This window comes from Pseudomonas palmensis (assembly GCF_017848315.1).
Classification (GTDB): Bacteria; Pseudomonadota; Gammaproteobacteria; order Pseudomonadales; family Pseudomonadaceae; genus Aquipseudomonas; species Aquipseudomonas palmensis.
Map to the genome: position 1 here is coordinate 15,188 of NZ_JAFKEC010000008.1, position 20,497 is coordinate 35,684.

The 20,497-nt window shown below is 62.4% G+C and carries 16 protein-coding genes; 7 read left to right on the forward strand and 9 right to left on the reverse strand.

What is annotated here, in order from left to right; translation table 11 throughout:
* Positions 1-4 precede the first annotated feature (4 nt).
* The gene (locus JZZ72_RS06990) at positions 5-1,474 is read right to left on the reverse strand and encodes a sensor domain-containing diguanylate cyclase (RefSeq protein WP_123752822.1); all 1,470 of its coding nucleotides are present in this window, start codon (positions 1,472-1,474) and stop codon (positions 5-7) included.
* Between the two features lie 213 nt (positions 1,475-1,687).
* Between JZZ72_RS06990 and JZZ72_RS06995 the strand changes: the two genes are divergently transcribed.
* On the forward strand, positions 1,688-2,101 hold the full coding sequence (locus tag JZZ72_RS06995; protein ID WP_210014219.1) for a hypothetical protein: 414 nt from the start codon (positions 1,688-1,690) through the stop codon (positions 2,099-2,101).
* A gap of 18 nt (positions 2,102-2,119) precedes the next feature.
* On the opposite strand, the gene JZZ72_RS07000 is transcribed toward JZZ72_RS06995, so the two are convergent.
* Entirely contained in the window at positions 2,120-3,226 is a 1,107-nt protein-coding gene (locus JZZ72_RS07000) for an enoyl-CoA hydratase/isomerase family protein (RefSeq protein WP_210014220.1), read from the reverse strand.
* Positions 3,227-3,355: 129 nt separating this feature from the next.
* On the opposite strand from JZZ72_RS07000, the gene ung reads away from it, so the two are divergent.
* From ung to JZZ72_RS27750, 4 genes are all read left to right on the forward strand, one after another.
* The gene (gene ung / locus JZZ72_RS07005) at positions 3,356-4,048 is read left to right on the forward strand and encodes a uracil-DNA glycosylase (protein ID WP_104572008.1); all 693 of its coding nucleotides are present in this window, start codon (positions 3,356-3,358) and stop codon (positions 4,046-4,048) included.
* Positions 4,049-4,180: 132 nt separating this feature from the next.
* Positions 4,181-6,175 (forward strand): hypothetical protein, encoded by a 1,995-nt coding sequence (locus tag JZZ72_RS07010; protein ID WP_210014221.1) that lies wholly within the window; start codon positions 4,181-4,183, stop codon positions 6,173-6,175.
* A gap of 162 nt (positions 6,176-6,337) precedes the next feature.
* Positions 6,338-8,464: a hypothetical protein gene (locus JZZ72_RS07015; protein ID WP_058540935.1), complete on the forward strand. Its 2,127-nt coding sequence runs from the start codon at positions 6,338-6,340 to the stop codon at positions 8,462-8,464.
* Between the two features lie 1,063 nt (positions 8,465-9,527).
* Positions 9,528-10,901, forward strand: a complete 1,374-nt coding sequence (locus tag JZZ72_RS27750; RefSeq protein WP_058540937.1) for an autotransporter outer membrane beta-barrel domain-containing protein — start codon at positions 9,528-9,530, stop codon at positions 10,899-10,901.
* A gap of 50 nt (positions 10,902-10,951) precedes the next feature.
* On the opposite strand, the gene JZZ72_RS07025 is transcribed toward JZZ72_RS27750, so the two are convergent.
* The 5 genes from JZZ72_RS07025 to JZZ72_RS07045 all read right to left on the reverse strand — a co-directional run bounded on the left by JZZ72_RS07025 (position 10,952) and on the right by JZZ72_RS07045 (position 16,395).
* Positions 10,952-11,995: an AbrB family transcriptional regulator gene (locus JZZ72_RS07025; RefSeq protein WP_043860091.1), complete on the reverse strand. Its 1,044-nt coding sequence runs from the start codon at positions 11,993-11,995 to the stop codon at positions 10,952-10,954.
* Positions 11,988-13,502: a tripartite tricarboxylate transporter permease gene (locus tag JZZ72_RS07030; protein WP_043860092.1), complete on the reverse strand. Its 1,515-nt coding sequence runs from the start codon at positions 13,500-13,502 to the stop codon at positions 11,988-11,990. Before JZZ72_RS07030 ends, JZZ72_RS07025 begins: the two co-directional genes overlap by 8 nt.
* A gap of 1 nt (position 13,503) precedes the next feature.
* Positions 13,504-13,962 carry a tripartite tricarboxylate transporter TctB family protein gene (locus JZZ72_RS07035; RefSeq protein WP_043860093.1) on the reverse strand — a complete coding sequence of 153 codons (459 nt, stop codon included), beginning with the start codon at positions 13,960-13,962 and terminating at the stop codon, positions 13,504-13,506.
* Between the two features lie 127 nt (positions 13,963-14,089).
* On the reverse strand, positions 14,090-15,070 hold the full coding sequence (locus JZZ72_RS07040) for a Bug family tripartite tricarboxylate transporter substrate binding protein (protein ID WP_043860094.1): 981 nt from the start codon (positions 15,068-15,070) through the stop codon (positions 14,090-14,092).
* Positions 15,071-15,105: 35 nt separating this feature from the next.
* Positions 15,106-16,395 carry an OprD family porin gene (locus JZZ72_RS07045; protein ID WP_210014222.1) on the reverse strand — a complete coding sequence of 430 codons (1,290 nt, stop codon included), beginning with the start codon at positions 16,393-16,395 and terminating at the stop codon, positions 15,106-15,108.
* A gap of 202 nt (positions 16,396-16,597) precedes the next feature.
* Here JZZ72_RS07045 and JZZ72_RS07050 point away from each other — a divergent pair, with 202 nt between their 5' ends.
* The gene (locus tag JZZ72_RS07050) at positions 16,598-17,269 is read left to right on the forward strand and encodes a response regulator (protein ID WP_043860096.1); all 672 of its coding nucleotides are present in this window, start codon (positions 16,598-16,600) and stop codon (positions 17,267-17,269) included.
* Positions 17,262-18,644 (forward strand): sensor histidine kinase, encoded by a 1,383-nt coding sequence (locus JZZ72_RS07055; RefSeq protein WP_043860097.1) that lies wholly within the window; start codon positions 17,262-17,264, stop codon positions 18,642-18,644. Before JZZ72_RS07050 ends, JZZ72_RS07055 begins: the two co-directional genes overlap by 8 nt.
* Here the strand turns inward: JZZ72_RS07055 and JZZ72_RS07060 are convergent, their stop codons facing one another.
* A complete protein-coding gene (locus JZZ72_RS07060; protein WP_054914777.1) occupies positions 18,645-19,451 on the reverse strand; it encodes an HDOD domain-containing protein in 807 nt (268 codons plus the stop codon).
* A gap of 58 nt (positions 19,452-19,509) precedes the next feature.
* Positions 19,510-20,451 (reverse strand): CAF17-like 4Fe-4S cluster assembly/insertion protein YgfZ, encoded by a 942-nt coding sequence (gene ygfZ, locus JZZ72_RS07065; RefSeq protein ID WP_210014223.1) that lies wholly within the window; start codon positions 20,449-20,451, stop codon positions 19,510-19,512.
* Between the last annotated feature and the right edge of the window lie 46 nt (positions 20,452-20,497).

A 20,497-nucleotide genomic window follows, 5' to 3' on the forward strand; every position in this document is an offset into this window, starting at 1 on the left:
CGTTTTACAGTTCCGAGCAGACGCGATTGCGTCCACCCTGTTTGGCGCGGTACAGCGCATCATCGGCGCGGGCGATCAGGGTGTGCAAGGTATCGTCGGACCGATGGGCGCTCAAGCCGATGCTCACGGTCAGGTCGAGCACCTTGTCGGCATAGCCGAAGGCCAGTTGCTCGGTGCGCAGGCGAATCTTTTCGGCAACCGCCCGTGCGGCGTCAGCGTCGGTGTTCTTGAGCAGCACGAGAAACTCCTCGCCGCCCCAACGACAGATGATATCGGTATGGCGCAGGCAGCTTTCCAGGATGCGCGCGAACTGGCGCAGCACTTCGTCGCCGGCCAGATGGCCGTGGGTATCGTTGAGGACCTTGAAGTGGTCCAGGTCGAGCAGCAGTGCCACCAGCGGCATGGGCTCGCGCTCGGTGTCGCGCAGGGCCTGTGCCGCCAGCAGGTCGAAGGCGCGTCGGTTGGGCAGGCCGGTCAGGCTGTCGAGGGTTGCCAGGGTCTGGATGTTGTCCTGATGGCGACGGATCATCGCATTGAGCAGCGCCAGCACCACCAGGGTGATCATCGCGCAGATCACCAGGTTCATGTACAGCGACTGGCGTGCACTGTCCAGGGCCGTGCCGTCGCGCTTGTCGACGAACAGGTACCAGTCGAGCTCGGGGATCAGGCGCACATTGAGAAAGTGGCTGTGCCCATCATGGTTGTATTCGCGGTTGCCCTCCACCGGCACGGGCATTTTCTGCTGCAGGTCGGCCAGCGCTGGCACCTCGCGCAGCGTGAGCCCGCTGTGTACGCCTTCGGGGCCGCCGGCAGACCCGGTGAGCACGATGCGACCGCTGGCATCGACGAAATACACCGTACGCTGATAGCGCAACTGGTAGTCGCTCAGGCGCCTGATCACCGCTTCGACCGTCAGGCCGACGCCAGCCGCGCCGATGAACCTGCCCTGGTAGTCGAACACCTTGTAGTTGATGAAGACGGTGGGCTTGTCCTGGTTGGCCATGTCCAGGTCGACGTTGATCTCGTAGGGCGTGTCCATCGCCTTGACGCGCGCGTACCAGCGGTCACGCTCGGTGCGCGGGTCGACATGCTTGAGTACGCCCTTGGCCTGGTAGTAGATGCCGCTGGCCTCGGAGACAAAAAACGCCGTGTAGGCATTCTGATGCGCCATCACTTCATTGAGGTAGCGGGTGATGGGCATCGGGTCCTGTTCGCCGGCCAGGGCCCAGTCACGCAGGAAGGTGTTCTGGGCCATCATCGAGGCGATCACCACCGGGCGCACCAGGTCCCGCTGGATTTCGGAGTAGACGGTATCGGAGGTCAGCGGCAGCTCGGTGTTGATGATGTTGTCGCGGATCTCGCTGCGCGAGGCAAAGTAGCTGAGCAGCGACGTGGCCAGAAAGCCGCAGCCAAGCAACAACAGCAATGCCAGCATCAACGAGCGTTGCGAGAACAGGGCGTAACGAAGCGGCATGGCAGATCCGTGGCGGGTACCGATGCGTCTTATTCTAGAGGGGCGCGCAGAAAATAACTGGACGATTTTCAGGGGTATCGGCCTTGTCACAATTTATTTCGAAAAACGCACGGCACGTCGATTCGGTGGTCTTAGCCTATGTCGATGAACGCTTGCCGATCGACGCCGACCAGCGCCGCTGGGATGTGCAGTTCAGCGGTCCGGGAGGCCGCCATGTATCGCCGACTTTTGCTGATTGTTGTGCTGGGTGTGCTGACCACCGCCTGTGCTCCGTATTACGGTGGCCAGGGCTACTACCGCAGTGATGTGTACACCGTGGACCGCTATGAATACCGTGGTTACGACCGTGGTTATCCCTACAACAGGGGGTACTACGTGGTGCCGCAGCCTCGCTATTACGCCCCCGCGCCGCGTTACTACCGACCGGCGCCCGTGCCTCAGTACCGCCCGGTACCGGGGCATGGCTACTACAATGTGCGCCCCGCCCCAGGGCGTTACTACCAGAACCCGCGCTATGGTCAGGGGCAGCAGTGGCATCAGGGGCGGGACAATGACCATGGGCGCGATCATGGGCGTGGCCGGGGTCGCAGCGACAACGGCTGGGGCGATCGCAATTCGCACCGGTAAACATCGCATTCGCTGGCTTCACACAAGGTCAGCCAGCGGATGCCGCCCCTCCCATGCCTTGCTGAAGTGCGCCTGCACCACTGCCTGGGGGACCTGAGCAACTTCCTGCCAATGCCAATGCGGCGTCTGGTCCTTGTCCACCAGGCGCGCGCGTACCCCTTCGCTGAACTCCGGATGCCGGCAGCAGTTCAGGCTCATCGCATATTCCATCTGCAGCACCTGCCCCAGCGACAGGTAGCGCGCCCGCGCGATCTGCTGCCACACCAGGTGCGCGGTCAGCGGGCAGCCTTCGGTGAGGGTGCGTGCCGCCTTGGCCAGGACCTCGTCGTCGTGCATGCGCCACTGTGCGATCGCCCGCCAGGCACAGGCCGGGTCGCTGACATCGAGCAGCGCGTCGATCTGCGCCCGGCGTGGCAGCCATCGGGCCGGCGGCAACTCGGCCAGCGCCTGCTGCTGCAACGCCTTGAGCAGGCTGTTGAGCTGCATCGCGGTCTGCTCCTGCCAGTTCAGTTGCAACAGCCCTTCAATCAGCTCGTCCTGCTGGTTATCGCCCATGAAGCGGTCCGCCAGGCCCAGGTCCAGTGCATCGCGTGCATTGATCGGCGCGCCGGTCAGCCCAAGGAACAGGCCAAGACGCCCTGGCAGCCGGTTCAGGAACCAGCTGGCGCCCACGTCCGGGTACAGGCCGATACTGATTTCCGGCATCGCCAGGCGGCTGCTCGGGGTCACGATGCGTACCGTGCTGGCCTGCAGCAGGCCCATGCCGCCGCCCAGCACATGCCCGTGCCCCCAGCACAGCAGAGGCTTGGGGTAATGGTGCAGGTCATAGTCGAGCCGGTACTCGGCGGCGAAGAAGCGCGCCGCCAGCGGCGGTACTTCACCAGGCTGTGCGCGGCACGCCTCCACAAGACTGCGCACATCGCCCCCCGCGCAGAACGCCCGGTCACCCAGCCCGCGCAGCAGCACGCAGACGATGCCGTCATCCTTGGCCCAGCTTTGCAGGTGGGTGCTCAACTGCTCGATCATCGGCAACGACAGGGCGTTGAGCGACTGGGGCGCATCCAGGCTGGCAACGCCGATGCGGGCGCCATCGACGCCGGTGAGTACTTCGAACGCTACGGCCATGGGCCACCTCACTGCGGTTATCCCGACAAGTATGGCTACTGTCACCGATCATGCCGGTCGCCGGTCGGATCGATTGACAAGCGCTGGCAGCTTTCCTAGTGTCCGCCCCCATTGCCTACGGGAGTGCCCATGACCAACGATGACCGCATCAAACTCGAACCGAGCTGGAAAGACGCTCTGCGCGGCGAATTCGAACAGCCCTACATGCAGCAACTGCGTGAGTTCCTGCGTCAGGAATATGCGGCCGGCAAGGAGATCTATCCCCCGGGGCCGTTGATCTTCAATGCGCTCAACTCCACACCGCTGGACCAGGTCAAAGTGGTGATTCTGGGGCAGGACCCCTACCACGGCCCGGGCCAGGCACACGGCCTGTGCTTCTCGGTGCAGCCTGGGGTGCCCGCGCCGCCGTCGCTGGTGAACATCTACAAGGAGTTGCAGCGCGACCTGAACATCCCGATCCCGAACCACGGCTACCTGCAGAGCTGGGCCGAACAGGGCGTGCTGCTGCTCAATACCACCATGACCGTGGAGCGCTCGATTGCCGCGTCGCATGCCAAAAAAGGCTGGGAGTCGTTCACCGACCGCATCATCCAGCTGGTCAGTGAGCGCCAGCCCGCCACCGTGTTCCTGTTGTGGGGCAAGCATGCCCAGAGCAAGTCTGCGCTGATCGACGGTACCAAGCATCTGGTGCTCAAGTCGGTGCATCCTTCACCGTTGTCGGCCTACCGTGGCTTCATCGGCTGCGGGCATTTCAGCCGGGCCAACAAGTTTCTGGAACAGCACGGGCTGGCGCCGGTGCAGTGGGCGCTACCGGCGTTGTAAGCGCACCTACCTGGTATTTCTGTCAGTTTCGCGAAGCGTATTCCGCCATTACATTTGCGCCATAGCTGTGAGAGGTGAGAGCCGAGCAGCGCCCTGAAATGGTTTTGACCACCAGGCCCGAGGAATACGCAGATGACCAAACTGAGCATGATGGGGTCAGGCCGCAGCGGCCAATCGATCGGTATTTTGATTCTGCCTACATTGCGGGTTCCTGCTGCACTGCCTCTGCTGGCCGACGAGGCAGGGGTGTATACAATTCCACTGGCCAATCAGACCCGGCCGCTGGCAGTTCTCATCGAGAGTGCCTGGCCAGGTTACGAACAAGACTATTTTGATGGCGCAATACTGCATTTTGATCTGATATGGGGCAGCGCCGTATCGAGTGGGGCTGAAATCGGTGTAGTGGTTGGAAGCTGGGAAGTGCCAATGACGGCCGATCCCGCAGACCTTTTTCCGCTGGATGCGGCTATACCTGAGCCCTACCTGCGCACTCAAGGAATCTTCTACGTTTCCTACCGGGTATGGATCACAGAGGTACTCAACCCGGAGACCTCCCAGCCCGCCGCAGTGTTTCTTGACAAGACCGCCCCCAACAACGGCCAAGCCGGTAATCCCCCCGCATTGAATGAAAACACGCGCACCATCGATCAAGCTTACCTGGTACGCAACAACGACAGGGTTATCGTCAGGGTCGAGCTGTGGCCGGACGTGCGGTTGGAGGATGTGATCGAAGTCTTCCTTGAACCGTCGAAAGGCCCCCTGTTCGACCCCCTGGCGAGGCTGCAGATCCAGCAGTCGCACAAGGATCAGGGCTTTGTCGAGTTGACGATCAGGGGCGACGATGTTCGCAGGAAAGCCAACGGTTCGCGAGTGCTCTACTACTGGCTGATGGATCGCGCTAGCAATCGGGGAGCCATCTCCTTGTCCTTGCCCCTGACCGTGAATGTGGCGCAGCCAATTGTGCTGCCTGCGCCTCAGGTGCCGCTGGCTGAAGATGGTTTGGTCGACCTTGAGGACGCCCGTCGCGGTGTGCAGGTGCATATTCCACGTATCGTAGACGCGCGTACTGGGGACACCCTGCAAGCCTATTGGAATGGACGCACATTGGCACCTTACACCGTACCGTCCACCGCCACCTGGCCCGTTAGGTTGCCTGTGGCGTGGGAAATCCTGGCCGCCGATGGCTTTTCGGGGCGCACTGCTTGCAAGGTGTATTACACGCTGACTCGGGAAATCATCTCAACCTCCTCAACAGTTGCATTCGAGATAGACCTGAGTGTCGCAGGCCCCGACCCTGAAGGCCCCGATCCTATTCACCGATTGCTAAAGCCGGTAGTGGTGAAAGGCAGAACAGGTGACAACATCCTGACCCGCCAGGACATGAACCTGCCAGTCACTGTCGAGGTGACGCTGTATGCAGTGCCTGAGCCAGGCGAAATACTTGAATTGTATTGGGGTAATAACGCCGACGTGGTCGCTACCTACACCGTGAAGGCAGGCGATACCGCAGGCAGCGTCGTCAGGTTTTCCCCCGTGCCCTATGCCGCAGTGCTGGCTGCGGGAGATGGGCCCGCGATTGCGGTGTTCTACTGGACGTTCAATGGCGTCAACCGCCATCGTGCCCGTGATACGCATGTGCGGGTTGCTGTCCAGCCAATCGTTGGCTTCAAACCGGTAAAATTTCCTGATGTCACGCTCTGGGGGTGGATCAACTGCCAGAAAAAACCCTGGAACGGTATACGTATCAGCGTGCCAGGCAACCCTGGATTGTGGGGCGTAGGGGACAACGTCGAAGTGTCCTGGCAACTGTTTCGCACTCTTGAGGGGGCTTCATCAACGCCCCCCACGGGATCACTGACTGATGTTGTTTATTTCGATCCCATCAAGCTGTCTACCCCGGCGCAGGTTAATAACGGCTTTATGTTTACGATGACACGCTTTGCCGATTTGGTCCTACAACCCCTTAAGCGTGCCAATGAGGCAGATGGCAAGGATGTCGAGGGGGTTGCAGTAGTGAATTACAGAGTGGCCAGAGCGGATGGACAGGGTGGTGAATCCGATCGGGAGATGACTTTCATATCGCTACAACTTCCGAATGGCTCGGTATGTGATGGTAGCAACGTTTAGCCGCGGTTAAATCGGCCAGGTACTTCGCACCTGACGTAGGAACGTGGTAGCGGCATTAGCAAGTATCGAACGTATGAAGCAATCAGCGACGCACAGGCTGATTGAGGAAGCGTCACGTGCCTGTTGTGTGTTTAGCAAATCTACCTGAAATGGAGAGTCAAGATGACTATTTTAGAAAAGGCAAATACCGGTGAAGCCGCCAAGGCAAAAAATCCCGCGATTGCAGAGTACCGGGCCAAGCGTGATCAGGATAATAAAACTGCATTGGAAGAGGGTCTTCAAGCAGTTGTTACGCACAGTAATGAACTTAAAGCCGCCAAGGCGCCCACGGGGTTCGGGGTGATGAGCGTCGGCGGGGTGAATGCAGTTGAAGATTTTGTGATGGATAATGTATTGCCTGCTGCAGACGATGGTAAGGTCAATCTTTTTCACCGAGACCAGTTCAAGTCGGGGCTAATGTTGGAGATTCCATTGTGGGTGCCTTCGGGGGGGGATGATGGCAGTTTCGATTATGTAACTCTGCATGTAAATGGTGTTCCGGTTGTCAACGGCGTAGAAGACGGTGTGCAGTATACCTACAAGTTTGAAGTGCCTGTTGCTGCCACCGATCTTCCTGGTCGTTTCGTCATCCCTTTCAACAGTTTGAAAGTGGGCGGGGATGGTATCAAATTGATTGGGTACTCGGTATATAGTAATGAGACGGGCAACAAAGAAGAATCTGAAATTCAACTGCTGACACTGGATTTGCTGGACCCCGCGTTGAACGATAACCCCGCGCCAATCGAGTACCCTGCCGACGTGACTGATGGCGTCGTTACCTTGAAATACCTTGCTGAGCACAGCGGTACATTGACGCTTCATGTTCCTCCTTATTTTGATTATTACCCGGGCGACAAATATCAGTTGTACATCGCTGGTAACCCGGTACCTGTTCGCAGTGGCGACGTTCCCCCAGAGGCAGAGGACGATGGCTTCGACATCGAACTCGATGAGGACACTATCAAAGCGATTGGCGAAGGTGTTTCGGTGCTCCAGTACAAGCTTGAGGACCGGGCTGGGAATCGCTCGGACTTTTCCATCCCGGTTCACCTGACGGTGCGTCTGACCCCCGAACCCGAGGACCTGCTGAAGCCGCTGGTACCCGCTGCACCGATTAGTCGGGAGGACGCTCGCACTGGCGTGGAAGCTATCGTGCCGGCTTTTAAAAACGCTCAGGCAGGCGATGAAATTCGGGTGTATTACCGTGATGAGGACACTGTAAAAGTCATTATCTGGCCGAATGATCGGGTCACCTTTAACTGGGATGAGATTGCTTTGCCCAATGACCAGGTGAAAGACCCAGCGGTACGGGTATGGTATGACGTCATTCGTGGCAAGAACACCTGGACATCGCCCGACACCGAGGTGGCGGTTGACTTGACCACCATAGGCCCCGACCCTGTCGGGCCTGGACCGATCAACGCCACGCTGGTACCGGTTCGCGCTCAAGGCAACAGTTCGAAACAACCTGGTTTTATTCGCCCAGCGGATGTCGGCTCAGGTGCGGTTCTGCTCTTTACCGTGTACGAGAATGCGAAAGTGGGTGAGTTCGTCCGGTTGTTCTATGGTCGAAAAGACAATGCAGTTACACACACCATCGCCGCAGGCGAAACACCGGGGACTGTCATCTCTATCCCGATTCCCTGGAATTTCGTCGAGAGCCTGGGCAATGGCACCATCGCGATCGGTTACGAAATCCAGGAAACCGAAACCACCGGCAACCCGCAACAGGCGGTCGATGGCAGCGTAGAGGTCAGTATTGCCACCGTGACGGTAACTGCAAAAGTGACATTCCCGGATCGCATTGGCGGTAGCAGCGATGTACCGGGTACAACGCCAGTGACCGCTTTGGGTATATTGAATTGTGAACGTCCTCGTCCTTTGCCAGACGGTATCAGGTTGGCGATCGCAGAGCGTGCGGGAGTGTTATCCAAAGATGATCTTGTATTTATTACACTCAGCGTGTGCAGCGATAAGGCCGGTTCAATAGTTGTCACTGACAGGACGCGGGAAATACCGGTGGTTGTCAGTGATCAAGAGGCTACTTCAAATCGAATCGAGCGTGTGTTGCCACTGCTCAAGTCTTACTTCGAAATCGCTGACCAGCCTGGCAAGTACTATGAATTGGGGTCGTTCCGCGCCAGTTGGCGGATCGTAAAGGCCGGTAATATTCCGGGTAGCTCTCAGGCATCGGCCGTGCGTTATGCCCTGCGTAAGCCAGGTGGCGGTTTGTGTCTGCCTCAGAGCTGACAGTCGCGTGCTGGGGGAAACCCCAGCACGCTGCGTTGGTGAGGAATTAAATGCAAGCTACCTAGGAAATTTCCTACATATCTCACTATTCAATACCCCTAGGCTATGTACCTTTGAAGTTACGAGTCGAGGCAGTCGCCTCAATTCAACTGATTATTTTTCAAGGGGTCCATGCATGCGAACTACAATCGATAAAACAAGCGCAAAAAAGCCGCTATTTGTATTTATGAATATGTTGATGCTATTGCCATGGGCGCTTGCAAGTGAGCAGGCATTGGCCATTCTAGTTGATAACCAGACGCTGACACTTACCGCTGCAGATGCACCGGATACTTATGATCTCGTCAATGGTGCAGTGCTGACTACCCAGGATGCTTCCACGTTGGCCATTCGTGTTACCGCGTCGACCGTGCAGCTCAATGGCGGCACTATCTCGGGCGGCAGTTCCAACGGCTTGCACCTGTTTGGCAGCAACGCGACCGTGAATGGGGCAGTTGTTTCCTCAACGGGCGCTGTCGGGATGGCCATAGCACGGGTAGGGGCCGCACCGTCCACCGCCACTGTCAGCAACAGCACTATTACCGGCGCTAGGCTGGGGGCCCAGGTGTCCGCCAGGAGCACATTGAACATCAGCGGGACCACGGTCACTGGCAGCAATGCCGACGGCATCGGCCTAGCGATCCTTGGCGGCACTGTCACCGCTACTTCCGGTACGCAATTCAACGGTACAGCGGCCGGAGTTCGCATCGGGCGCGAGTCAGCCATCAATTCGCAAGCGCCGACACTCACCTTGGATAACTCCAGTGCCACTGGCGGTACGGGCCCTGCAGTTCTGGTGCGCACTGATACAGTCGCTGAAATCAATGTTAGAAATGGTTCGACCTTGAACGGTGGTAATGGCGTCATTCTTGAGGTCCAGGGCCCTGCCACGGCCAACCTGAACGTGGCAGCTTCTTCGTTGCGCGGAAATGTGCAAATTGCTGATACCGCCACCGCTAACCTGAAACTTGATCAGGCGTCTCTGGTGGGGGATGTAGTTGTTACACCTGGTGCCAACGCGTCGTTGGCGCTTGACAACCGCTCGCAACTCACCGGCAACTTGAATGGTGTGCAGCAGGTAAACATCAACAGCAACTCCAACTGGACCCTGAACGCCAACAACACCATCGGCGACCTGGCCATGACCGGGGGCCGCATCACCTTCGGCGACGAAAACTCGTTCTATGAACTGAATGTGCAGAGCCTGTCGGGCAATGGCGAGTTCTACATGGCGTCCAACTTCGCCAGCGGCGCCACCGATTTCCTGAACGTCACCGGCAACGCCAGCGGCACCCATGGGCTGATGGTCGGCACCAGCGGTACCGACCCCGCCAGCGTGGAGCGCCTGCAGCTGGTTCATACGGGCTCGGGCGATGCGCAGTTCAGCCTGCTCAACGATCGCCAGGAAGTAGACTTGGGTGCCTACTCCTACAAGCTGGTGAAGGACGGCCAGGATTGGTACCTGGACAGGGAAACCCGCACCATCAGCCCGATGACCCGCACGGTCATGGCCCTGTTCAACACCCCGATCACCATCGCCTACGGCGAAATGACCTCGCTGCGCAGCCGCATGGGGGAACTGCGTTACAACCAGGGCAAGAACGCCGGGGTGTGGATGCGTGCCTACGGCAACCAGCACAACATTGCCGACGCCTCGTCGGGCGTAGGGTACCAGCAGAACCAGCGCGGACTGACCTTCGGGGCCGATGCGCAACTGGGCGAAAGCAACTGGACCCTGGGCCTGCTGGCCGGCCACAGCCGCTCGGACCTGAACCTGAGCTACGGCAGTTCGGGCAGCATCGACAGCTACTATGTGGGCGGCTACGCCACCTGGATGGACCCTGAGAGCGGCTATTACGTCGACAGCGTGCTCAAGTACAACCGCTACCAGAATGACGCCAAGGTCGGCCTGAGCGATGGCACCCGCACCAAGGGCGACTACGACACCCACGGCATGAGCGCCTCGGTCGAAGTCGGCAAGCACATCAAGCTCGACGATGGCTACTTCATCGAACCCTTCGCCCAGGTGGCCGCTGCGGCGGTGGCCGGCAAGGACTTCACCCTGGACAACGGCTTCGACGCCAATGGCGATGTCAGCCGCTCGCTGCTGGGCAAGGTCGGTACCACGCTCGGCAAGACCATCTCGCTGGGCGGCGACAGCATGATCCAGCCCTATGTGAAGGCCGCGTTTGCCCATGAGTTCGCACAGCGCAACCAGGTGCAGGTGAACAACAACGTGTTCAACAACGACCTGTCCGGTTCGCGCGCCGAGCTGGGCGCAGGGGTTGCCTGGACCGTCGCCAAGGACTTCCAGGTGTACGGCGAGGCTGGCTACATGAACGGCAAGAACATCGAGATGCCGTACAGCTTCAGCCTCGGCGCAAGCTATCGCTTCTGATCAGGCGAGCAGTAGAAAAGAAAAGGAAGCCTCGGCTTCCTTTTCTCGTTTCAGGGGTTGGCGGATGTTCGTTCGCCCGCCCAGTGCCGGAACAACGGCTCGGCCAGAAACAGCACGAACAGCAGGCGCATCACCTGCAGCGCGGTCACCAGCGGTACCGACAGTTGCAGGGTTTCGGCGGTCAGGCTCATTTCGGCGATACCGCCGGGCATCATGCCCAGGGTCAGCGAGCGCAGGTCCAGCGCCGTCAACGCGCTCAAGGCCCAGGCCGCGAGGCCCGCCAGCAGCATGGTCAGCGCCGTGGCGACCAGGGTACGGCCCAGAAACGACGGCGCGCGACGAAAGAACGCGCGGTTGAAGTGACAGCCCAGGCCGCTGCCGATCAGCCACTGGCCGAGCTGGCTGGCGCCGTCGGGCAGGCCGGTGTGCAGGTTGGCGCCGATGCTGATGCTCGAGGCCACCAGCAGCGGGCCGAACAGCCACGGGTTGGGCTGGCGCAGGCGCTGCCAGAGCAGTGCGGCCAGCACCCCGAGCGGCGCGATCAACGCCAGCCAGTAACCATCCACCGTACCGGCATGGCTCAACGGTACGCCGTCGCCGAGCAGGAACTTGAACGCTGCGGGCACGCACAGCACGACCGCCAGTACCCGCAGGCTCTGCCCGGCGGCGACGCGGCTGAGCACTGCGCCGTTGCGTGCACCCAGGTTGACCATCTCGCCCGAGCCGCCCGGCATGCTGGAAAAGAACGCCGTGGCCCGGTCTTCACCGGTGCGCAGTAACAGCCATACGCCGATCAGGCTGGATACGCTGGTGATCAGCGCGCCGAAGAAGATCAAGCCGAAATGGCTGGCCACCTGTTCGACCACCTGGGGGGTGAAGTGCAGGCCGATGCCGACGCCGATGATCCACTGGCCGCACTTGCGCCCGTTGGGTATTTCACCGATCTGCCAGGGCGTCAGGCAGCGCACCAGAATCACCGCCAGCAGCGAGCCGACCATCCATGGCAGCGGCCAGCCGACCAGGCTGGCGAGATATCCGCCGGCCAGGCCGACCAGTGGAGTGGCCCACCAGGTGCGCAAGGTGGATTCAGACATCGGCCAGGGCACGACGCTGGGCGCTGCGGCGGCGCCATATACGCAGCAGCGGCAGGGTCAGCATCAACGCGACCATCGCCCACACCCCCAGGCTGATCGGGCTGGCCCACAGAATCTCCAGTTCACCGTTGGAGATCGACAGCGCCCGGCGCAGGTTCTGCTCCATCAGCCCGCCGAGAATGAAGCCCAGCAGCAGCGGCGACAGCGGGAAGTCCAGCTTGCGCAGGATGTAGCCGAAGATGCCGATGCCGATCATCAGGAACAGGTCGAAGGTGGTGGCATGCACCGCATACACGCCGATCGCGGTAATGATCGCGATCACCGGCACCAGCGCCCAGTTGGGCACCGACAGGATGCGGGTGAACAGGCGCACCATGGGGATATTGAGGATCACCAGCATGATGTTGGCGATGAACAGCGAGGCGATCAGGCCCCAGACGATGTCCGGCTGCTGTTCGAAAAGCAGCGGGCCGGGGGTGATGTTGTACAGGCTCAAGGCACCGATCATCACCGCCGTGGTACCCGAGCCCGGTACGCCCAGGGTCAGCATCGGCACCAGGGCGCCGCAGCAGGAGGCGCCGATGGCGGTTTCCGGAGCGGCCAGGCCGCGCTTGTCACCCTTGCCGAAGGTGCCGCTGGCACCGGCCAGGCGTTTTTCGGTCATGTACGCCACGGCACTGGCCAGGGTCGCACCGGCCCCGGGCAGCACGCCCATGAAGAAGCCGAGCAGGCCGCAGCGGATGTTCACCACGAACACCGAAGCGGCTTCCTTGAGGTTGAACAACATGCGTCCGGTGGCTTCCACGGCCTTGTGCCCGTGGTGAGTCTTTTCCAGCAGCAACAGGATCTCGCTGATGGAGAACAGGCCCAGCACCAGCACCACGAACTGGATGCCGTCGGTGAGGTGGATGCTGTCGCCGGTGAAGCGGTACACACCGCTGTTGGCGTCGATGCCCACGGCCGAAAGGAACAGCCCGATCAGGGCGGCGATGAAGGTCTTGAGCGGCTTGTCGCCGGCCATGCCGCCCAGCGCCACGATGGCGAACACCATCAGCACGAAATACTCCGCCGGGCCGAAGGCGATCGCCCACTTGGCCAGCAGCGGGGCGAACAGCACCATGCCGCAGGTGGCGATGAACGCACCGATGAACGAGCTCCAGGCCGACAGCGACAGCGCCACCCCGGCCAGGCCCTGGCGAGCCATGGGGTAGCCGTCCAGGGTGGTCATCACGGTGGAGGCTTCACCGGGGATGTTGAGCAGGATCGAGCTGATGCGCCCGCCGTATTCGCAGCCCAGGTACACCGCGGCCAGCAGGATCAGCGCCGATTCCGGCGGCAGGCCCAGGGCGAACGCGATGGGGATCAGCAGCGCCACGCCGTTGATCGGGCCCAGGCCCGGCAGCAGGCCGACCACCGTACCGATCAGGGTGCCGCACAGTGCAGTCACCAGGTTGTAGGGGCTCAGGGCAACGCCGAAGCCCTGACCGAGGTAGCTGAAAGTATCCATGTCAATTCTCCAGAACGTCGAGCAGGCCCAGGGGCAGGGGCACATCCATGGCGCGGTCGAACAGCAGGTACAGGGCGATGCTCATCAATCCGACGATGACCGCACTGGGCAGCCAGCGTCCGCCGTACAGGCGCGCCATGGGGATGCCGATCAGCGTGCTGCTGAGGATGAAGCCCAGGGATTCGAAGGTGGCGGCGAACACCAGCAGCAGGCCGGTGCACAGGCCGATCTTGATCAGGCTGGCGCGGTCCAGCTCTGGTTCGTCGTCCTTGCGCACGATGGGCGTGGGACGGATCGCCAGGTAGAGCAGGGCGATGGCCATCAGGCCGAGCATCAGCAACGGATAGGCGCGCGGGCCGACCGGTTCGTAGGAGAAGGCGGCCTGGTAGGGCCAGGCCATGACGGCCAGTGCGGCGCAGGCGGCCAGCAGGGTCAGGGCGAAAAGGCGTTGCAGGATCATGGGGGAATCCTCGAAGGGCAAACCTGCACCCGTAGGAGCCGGCCTTGCCGGCGAATGACGCGCCACCGACCTGGCGGGACCGCGGTGATTCGCCGGCAAGGCCGGCTCCTACAGGTGAAGCGATGGGTTACTGGATCAGTCCGAATTCCTGGGCCAGTGCCTTGTAGTCCGCTACCTGCTGCTTCACATACACGTCCAGCGCTTCACCGGTCATGGCGAACGGGAACAGCTCGCGCTGGTCACGCAGCTTGTCGAATTCATCCGAGGCCAGCAGCGTGTCGAACGATGCCTTCCACCAGGCATAGTCCTCGTCGCTCACCTTCGGCCCCAGGTAGAACCCGCGTACTACTGGCCAGACGATGTCGTAGCCCTGTTCCTTGGCGGTAGGGATGTCCTTCATCTCGGGCTCGTCCAGGCGTTCGGGGGAGAACACCGCCAGCAGGCGCATGTCGCCGCTCTGGATGTGCGGCATCGAGTCGGAGATGTCCGTGCTGCCCACCTGGATGTGCCCGCCCAGCAATGCGGTGGCAATCTCGCCGCCGCCTTCCAGTGCCACATAGCGCAGGTCGCGCGGGTTGATGCCGGCGGCCTTGGCAATCAGTGCGGTCTGCATCCAGTCCTGGCTGCCAACGGTACCGCCCGAGCCGATCACCACCTTGCCAGGGTCTTTTTTCAGTGCCGCCACCAGGTCATCGAGGGTCTTGTAGGGCGAGTCCTTTTTCACCGCGATGGCGCCGTAGCTGGTGCCTACCGCTGCCAGCCAGCGCACTGCGTTCTCGTCGAAGCGGCCGAACTTGCCCTGGGCCAGGTTCAGCAGCGAGCCGCTGGACCACGCCACCAGCGTGCCGGCGTCGGCCGGGCGCTGGGCCACCACCGCGTTGTAGGCCACCGCGCCGACTCCGCCGGGCATGTAGGTGACGCGCATCGGCTTGCTCAGGATCTTCTCGTTGAGCAGCGCGCTCTGCACCAGCTTGCAGGTCAGGTCAAAGCCGCCGCCGGGCGAGGCCGGGGCAATGCACTCGGGGCGTTTGGGTTCGGCGGCCAGCACGTTGCCGGCCAGCAGCAGGCAGCCGGTGGCCAGGGCGATCTTGCGCAGTGAAAAAGTCATCGTCAGTCTCCGTGAACATTGTTGTTATGGGCGGATTACCAAAGCGCCACGCTGTAGCTCACCAGCAGCCGCACTTCGTCGGCGTCGCGGGAGAAGTTGGAACGGAAGGTGGCGTTACGCAGGCGCACGGCGACGTTCTTCAGGGCGCCGCTCTGTACCACGTACTTGAATTCGGTATTGCGCTCCCACTCCTTGCCTTCGCCACCGCCGGCGCGGCTGACGTTGTCGCCACTGAGGTAGCGGCTCATGAAGCTCAGGCCGGGTACGCCGAGCTTGGCGAAGTCGTAGTCGTAGCGCACTTGCCAGGAGCGCTCGTCGGCCTGGGCGAAGTCGTTGATCTGCACGAAGTTGACCAGGTAGGGGTCGGCGCCATCGACGTAGGGGAAGGCGCTGTCGCCCGACAGGTGCTGGTAGCCGGTGCTCAGCTTGTGGCCGCCGAGGGCATAGCTGAACAGGCTGCCGAAGGCGGTGTTGTCGATCCTGCCGCCGCGGGCCTGGCCCTGGTCGCCGCTGAACGCCACACGCACATCGGCGCCGAAGGTGCCCGGGCCGAACGGCTGGGTCGCGAGCAGGCCGACGAAGTGCTGGCGGTACACGTCGTCGAGCTGGGCGAAGTGATAGCTGCCGGTGATGCGGTCGGTGAGCTTGTAGTCCATTCCGGCCATGTCGAAATGGTTGCCCTCGGCCGTGCCCAGGAAGCGACCGTTCTTGTTGTTGAGGGCGATGTCTTCCTTGTTGGTGTCGTTGCGGTCCTTGACCTTTTCAAGGCGGCCACCGGTGAAGGTCAGGTGCCTGATTTCCTGGGAGGTCAGCAGCCCGCCCTCGAATGTCTGCGGCAGGATGCGCCCGTCGTTGGGGCGCAGGGTGGGCGTTTGCGGGATCAGCGTACCGACCTTCAGCTCGGTGGCCGACACCTTGACCTTGCCGGTCAGGCCGAGCTTGGAGTACTCGTCGGCGGCGCGCCCGTTGTCATGGGTCGGCAGCAGGCCGGTGCCGGTGCGGCCCTTGCCGGAGTCGAGCTTGACCCCGAGCATGCCCAGGGCGTCGACGCCGAAGCCGACGGTGCCTTCGGTGTAGCCCGATTCCAGGTTGAGCATGAAGCCCTGGGCCCATTCCTCGCGCTTGGACTGCATGGTACTGGGCTCGTTGTGGAAATCGCGGTTGAAGTACATGGTGCGTGTTTCGAAGGTGGCGGTGCTGTCTTCGATGAATGCGGCCTGGCTCAGCGGGGCGACGCCGACAATGGCGAGGGCACTGGCGATGGCAGAGGGACGAGGGTGCAGGCGACGGGCAGGCGCAGGCGCCTGAGGCTGGGTGGACAGCATCGTGGGGTGACTCCGTTATTGTTCTTATTCGGGTCGAACGCTTCGGTTCGATCTACGGCCTGTACAACGGGCCGTCAGGCGATGCTAGGGGCTCAACCTTTCGCTAACCTTTCAGTGGCCTTTCAATGTTTCGATGGCTTCACAGGCGCCCGCCGCGCTGTAAACTCCGCGCCATTGAACGCGACACGACCAGGAGAAATCGATGCGTGTACTGCTCGTCGAAGACCATCTGCAACTGGCTGAGAGCGTGGCCCAGGCCCTCAAGAGCACAGGCCTGACGGTGGATGTGCTGCACGATGGAGTTGCTGCCGACCTGGCCCTGGCCAGCGAGGAATATGCCGTGGCGGTGCTCGATGTGGGCCTGCCGCGCATGGACGGCTTCGAGGTGCTGGCGCGCCTGCGGGCCCGCGGCAAGACCGTGCCGGTGCTGATGCTGACCGCCCGCAGCGACGTCAAGGACCGGGTGCACGGCCTGAACCTGGGGGCTGACGACTACCTGGCCAAGCCGTTCGAACTGACCGAGCTGGAGGCGCGGGTCAAGGCCCTGCTGCGCCGCAGCGTGCTCGGTGGCGAGCGCCAGCAGACCTGCGGCCCGCTGGTGTACGACCTGGATACCCGGCGCTTCACCCTGGGGGGCGAGCTGTTGGCCCTGACCTCCCGCGAACAGGCCGTGCTCGAGGCGCTGATCGCCCGCCCTGGCAGGGTGATGAGCAAGGAGCAACTGGCGGCGCAGGTGTTCGGCCTGGACGAGGAGGCCAGCCCCGACGCCATCGAGATCTACGTGCACCGCCTGCGCAAGAAGCTCGACGGGCATGCCGTGGCGATCGTCACCTTCCGTGGGCTGGGCTATCTGCTCGAGCACCGTGATGCGTGACGCCGGCAGCCTGCGCGGGCGCCTGCTGTGGAACCTCGCCCTGCTGCTGGTGGTGCTGATGGTGGCCAGCGGGCTGAGTGCCTACTGGAACGGTCGCGAGGCCGCCGACACTGCCTATGACCGTACCCTGCTGGCCTCGGCGCGCACCATCGCCGCAGGGCTCTCGCAACGCGACGGCACCCTCAGCGCCGATGTGCCCTACGTGGCATTGGACACCTTTGCCTACGACAGCGCGGGGCGGATCTACTACCAGGTCAACGACATCCATCAACGCCTGATTTCCGGCTACGAAAACCTGCCCGCACCGCCGCCCGATACCCCGCGTACCGATGACTATCCGGCCCTGGCGCGCTTCTACGATGCGCGCTACCTGGGCCAGGACGTGCGGGTGGTCAGCCTGCTCAAGGCGGTGAGCGAGCCGAACATGAACGGCATGGCGGAGATCCGCGTGGCCGAAACCGAAGAGGCGCGCGTGAGCATGGCCCGCAGCCTGATGGCCGATACCCTGCTGCGCCTGGGCATGCTGGCGATGGGGGCGTTGCTGCTGGTGTGGTTTGCGGTCAGCGCCGCATTGCGCCCGCTGGAGCGCCTGCGCAGCGCCGTGGAAGAACGCCAGCCCGACGACCTGCGCGCCCTGCCGGTGGTTCAGGTTCAGCGCGAACTGGGGCCGCTGGTGCGTGCACTGAATCACTTCACCGAGCGCCTGCGGGGCCAGTTCGAGCGCCAGGCGCAGTTCATCGCCGACGCCGCGCACGAGTTGCGCACCCCCCTGGCGGCGCTCAAGGCGCGGGTGGAACTGGGCCTGCGCGCCAAGGACCCGCAGGAGTGGCGCACCACGCTCGAACTGGCGGCCCAGGGCACCGACAAGCTGACCCACCTGGCCAACCAGCTGCTGTCGCTGGCACGGGTGGAGAACGGTGCGCGCGCCATTGCCGAGGGCGGTGCACAGTTGCTCGACCTCAGCCAGCTGGCCCGCGAGCTGGGCATGGCCATGGCGCCGCTGGCGCATGCACGGGGTGTGGCATTGGCACTGGAGGCCCAGGCGCCGGTGTGGATACGCGGCGAGCCGACGCTGCTCAACGAATTGCTGAGCAACCTGGTGGACAACGCCCTGGCGCACACCCCGGCCAATGGCAACGTGATTCTGCGGGTGACGGCCCCGGCGGTGCTGGAGGTGGAGGACGACGGGCCGGGGATTCCCCCGCAGGAGCGCGAGCGGGTGTTCGAACGCTTCTATCGGCGTAGTGCGCAGGGCACCGGCCTGGGGCTGGCCATCGTCGGTGAGATCTGCCGCGCACACCTGGCGCAGATCAGCCTGCACGATGGCGAGCGCGGCGGGCTCAAGGTTCGGGTCAGCTTCAACCCGGGCGACTGATCAGGCGCGAAACATGTGCTTGGCGCCGATCAGCTCGCTGACCTGCAGGTGGCTGTTGGGTGGCAGCTTCAGGTGACGCATCGCCGGCAGGCGCGCCAGGGCATGTTCGTTGCCATCGCTGAGGGTGCGCGCGATCTGCACGATGTCGACATAGTCGAGCTTGTCGGTGCTGCGCTCCAGGTTCTGCGACAGGCTCGGCAGCCCGGCCAGTTGCTCGGGAAATTCCCACACGCTGAGGATCTTGTCGCCCAGTACCGGGTGGATCAGGTCGATCACATGGTTCAGGCAGACCGGGTCGGAGAGCAGTTCGTTGTGTTCTTCGGCATAGGTCAGGATCGGCAATGCGCCGATCTGGTGGACCAGCCCGGCGAGGGCGCCCTGGTCGGGCTTGAGCTGGGTGAAGCGCAGGCACAGCTCATAGCTGATGCCGGCCACTTCCAGGCTCTTGGCCCATATTTCACGCATTTTCTGTTCGACCACCGGTGAGCGCGCATGGAAGATCTGCTCGATCACCAGGCCGATGGCCAGGTTGCAGCTGTAGTTGATACCCATGCGGGTGATGGCGGTCTGCAGGTCGGTGACTTCGGTGGCCGCACGCAGCAAGGGGCTGTTGACCACCTTGATCAGGCGTGCCGACAACGCGGCGTCGCGGCCGATCACCTTGCTCAGGGTGCTGACGCTGATCTCGCTGTCTTCAGCCGCTTCGCGGATGCTCAGGGCCACTTCCGGCAAGGTCGGCAGCACCAGGTCATCGTTGTCGATGGCGCTGAGCAATTGTGCTTCAACGATCTGGGCCAGCGTGTTCATCGTGGATTCTCTAGCGCATTCAGGGGCCCCACCGCCACACGCGGCGGGGCAGGTGGGCTCAGCGCTGGATTTCGCGATCGCGGTCCAGTTCGTAAGGCAGGCTCAGCAGTTCCAGGCGCGGGCCCTCGGGGCTGCCCAGGTGCAGGTTGTCGTCTGCTACCGCATCGGCAGTCAGCACCGCCAGCAGCTCGCTGCCCTGCGCGCTCGTGGCGGCCAGCACCACCTCACCCACCGAGGAGGCATGGGTAGGGGAGAACACCTCGGTGCCAGGGGGCGGAGCAGTACCCTCGGCCAGGGCCAGGCGATACAGGCGACGCTTGAGCTTGCCCAGGTACTGCATGCGCGCGACGATTTCCTGCCCGGTATAGCAACCCTTCTTGAAGCTGACGCCACCCACGGCCTGCAGGTTGATCATCTGCGGGATGAACAGCTCGCGAGTCTGGGCCATCACCTGGCCGATACCGGCGCGGATCTGCCCCAGCAGCCAGGCGTCCAGCGGGCCTTCGTCGAGGTGCTCGGCCAGTTGCTCGCGTACGGCTGCGGCCTGTTCGGCCGGTACCCACAGTTCGGTGCGGCCCGGCGATGCGGCAATCGCGAACAGGGGGTCGTGCCGGCTGATGGCGCCATCTTGCGTCGGCGGCTCGATGCCCAGCGCCAGCAACGCCTTGTCGCCATGCTGCAGGCCGAAGCGCGCCCAGGCACTGCTCTCGTCGGTGAGCTTGGCCTTGGAGAACACGGCGTACTTCTTCAGGTCGGCCAGTTGCGGCTCGAGCAGTTCGTGGGTCATTGCCAGCACGAAGCCGTCGGCGTGGGGCACGATGCGAAAGCTCGACTGCATGCGCCCTTTGACCATGCAGCGCGCGCCGAGGCTGGAGGTGTGCTCGTCGAGGTAATTGATGTTGCAGGTCAGTTGACCTTGCAGAAACTTGCCGGCGTCAGAGCCGCGGACGGCGAGGACGCCCTCGTGGGACAGGGGGCAGAAAAAAGCGGAGTCGGCCATGGGTCTTCGCAGGTAATCAGGACTGGGGGTCATCATAGAGTGCTGT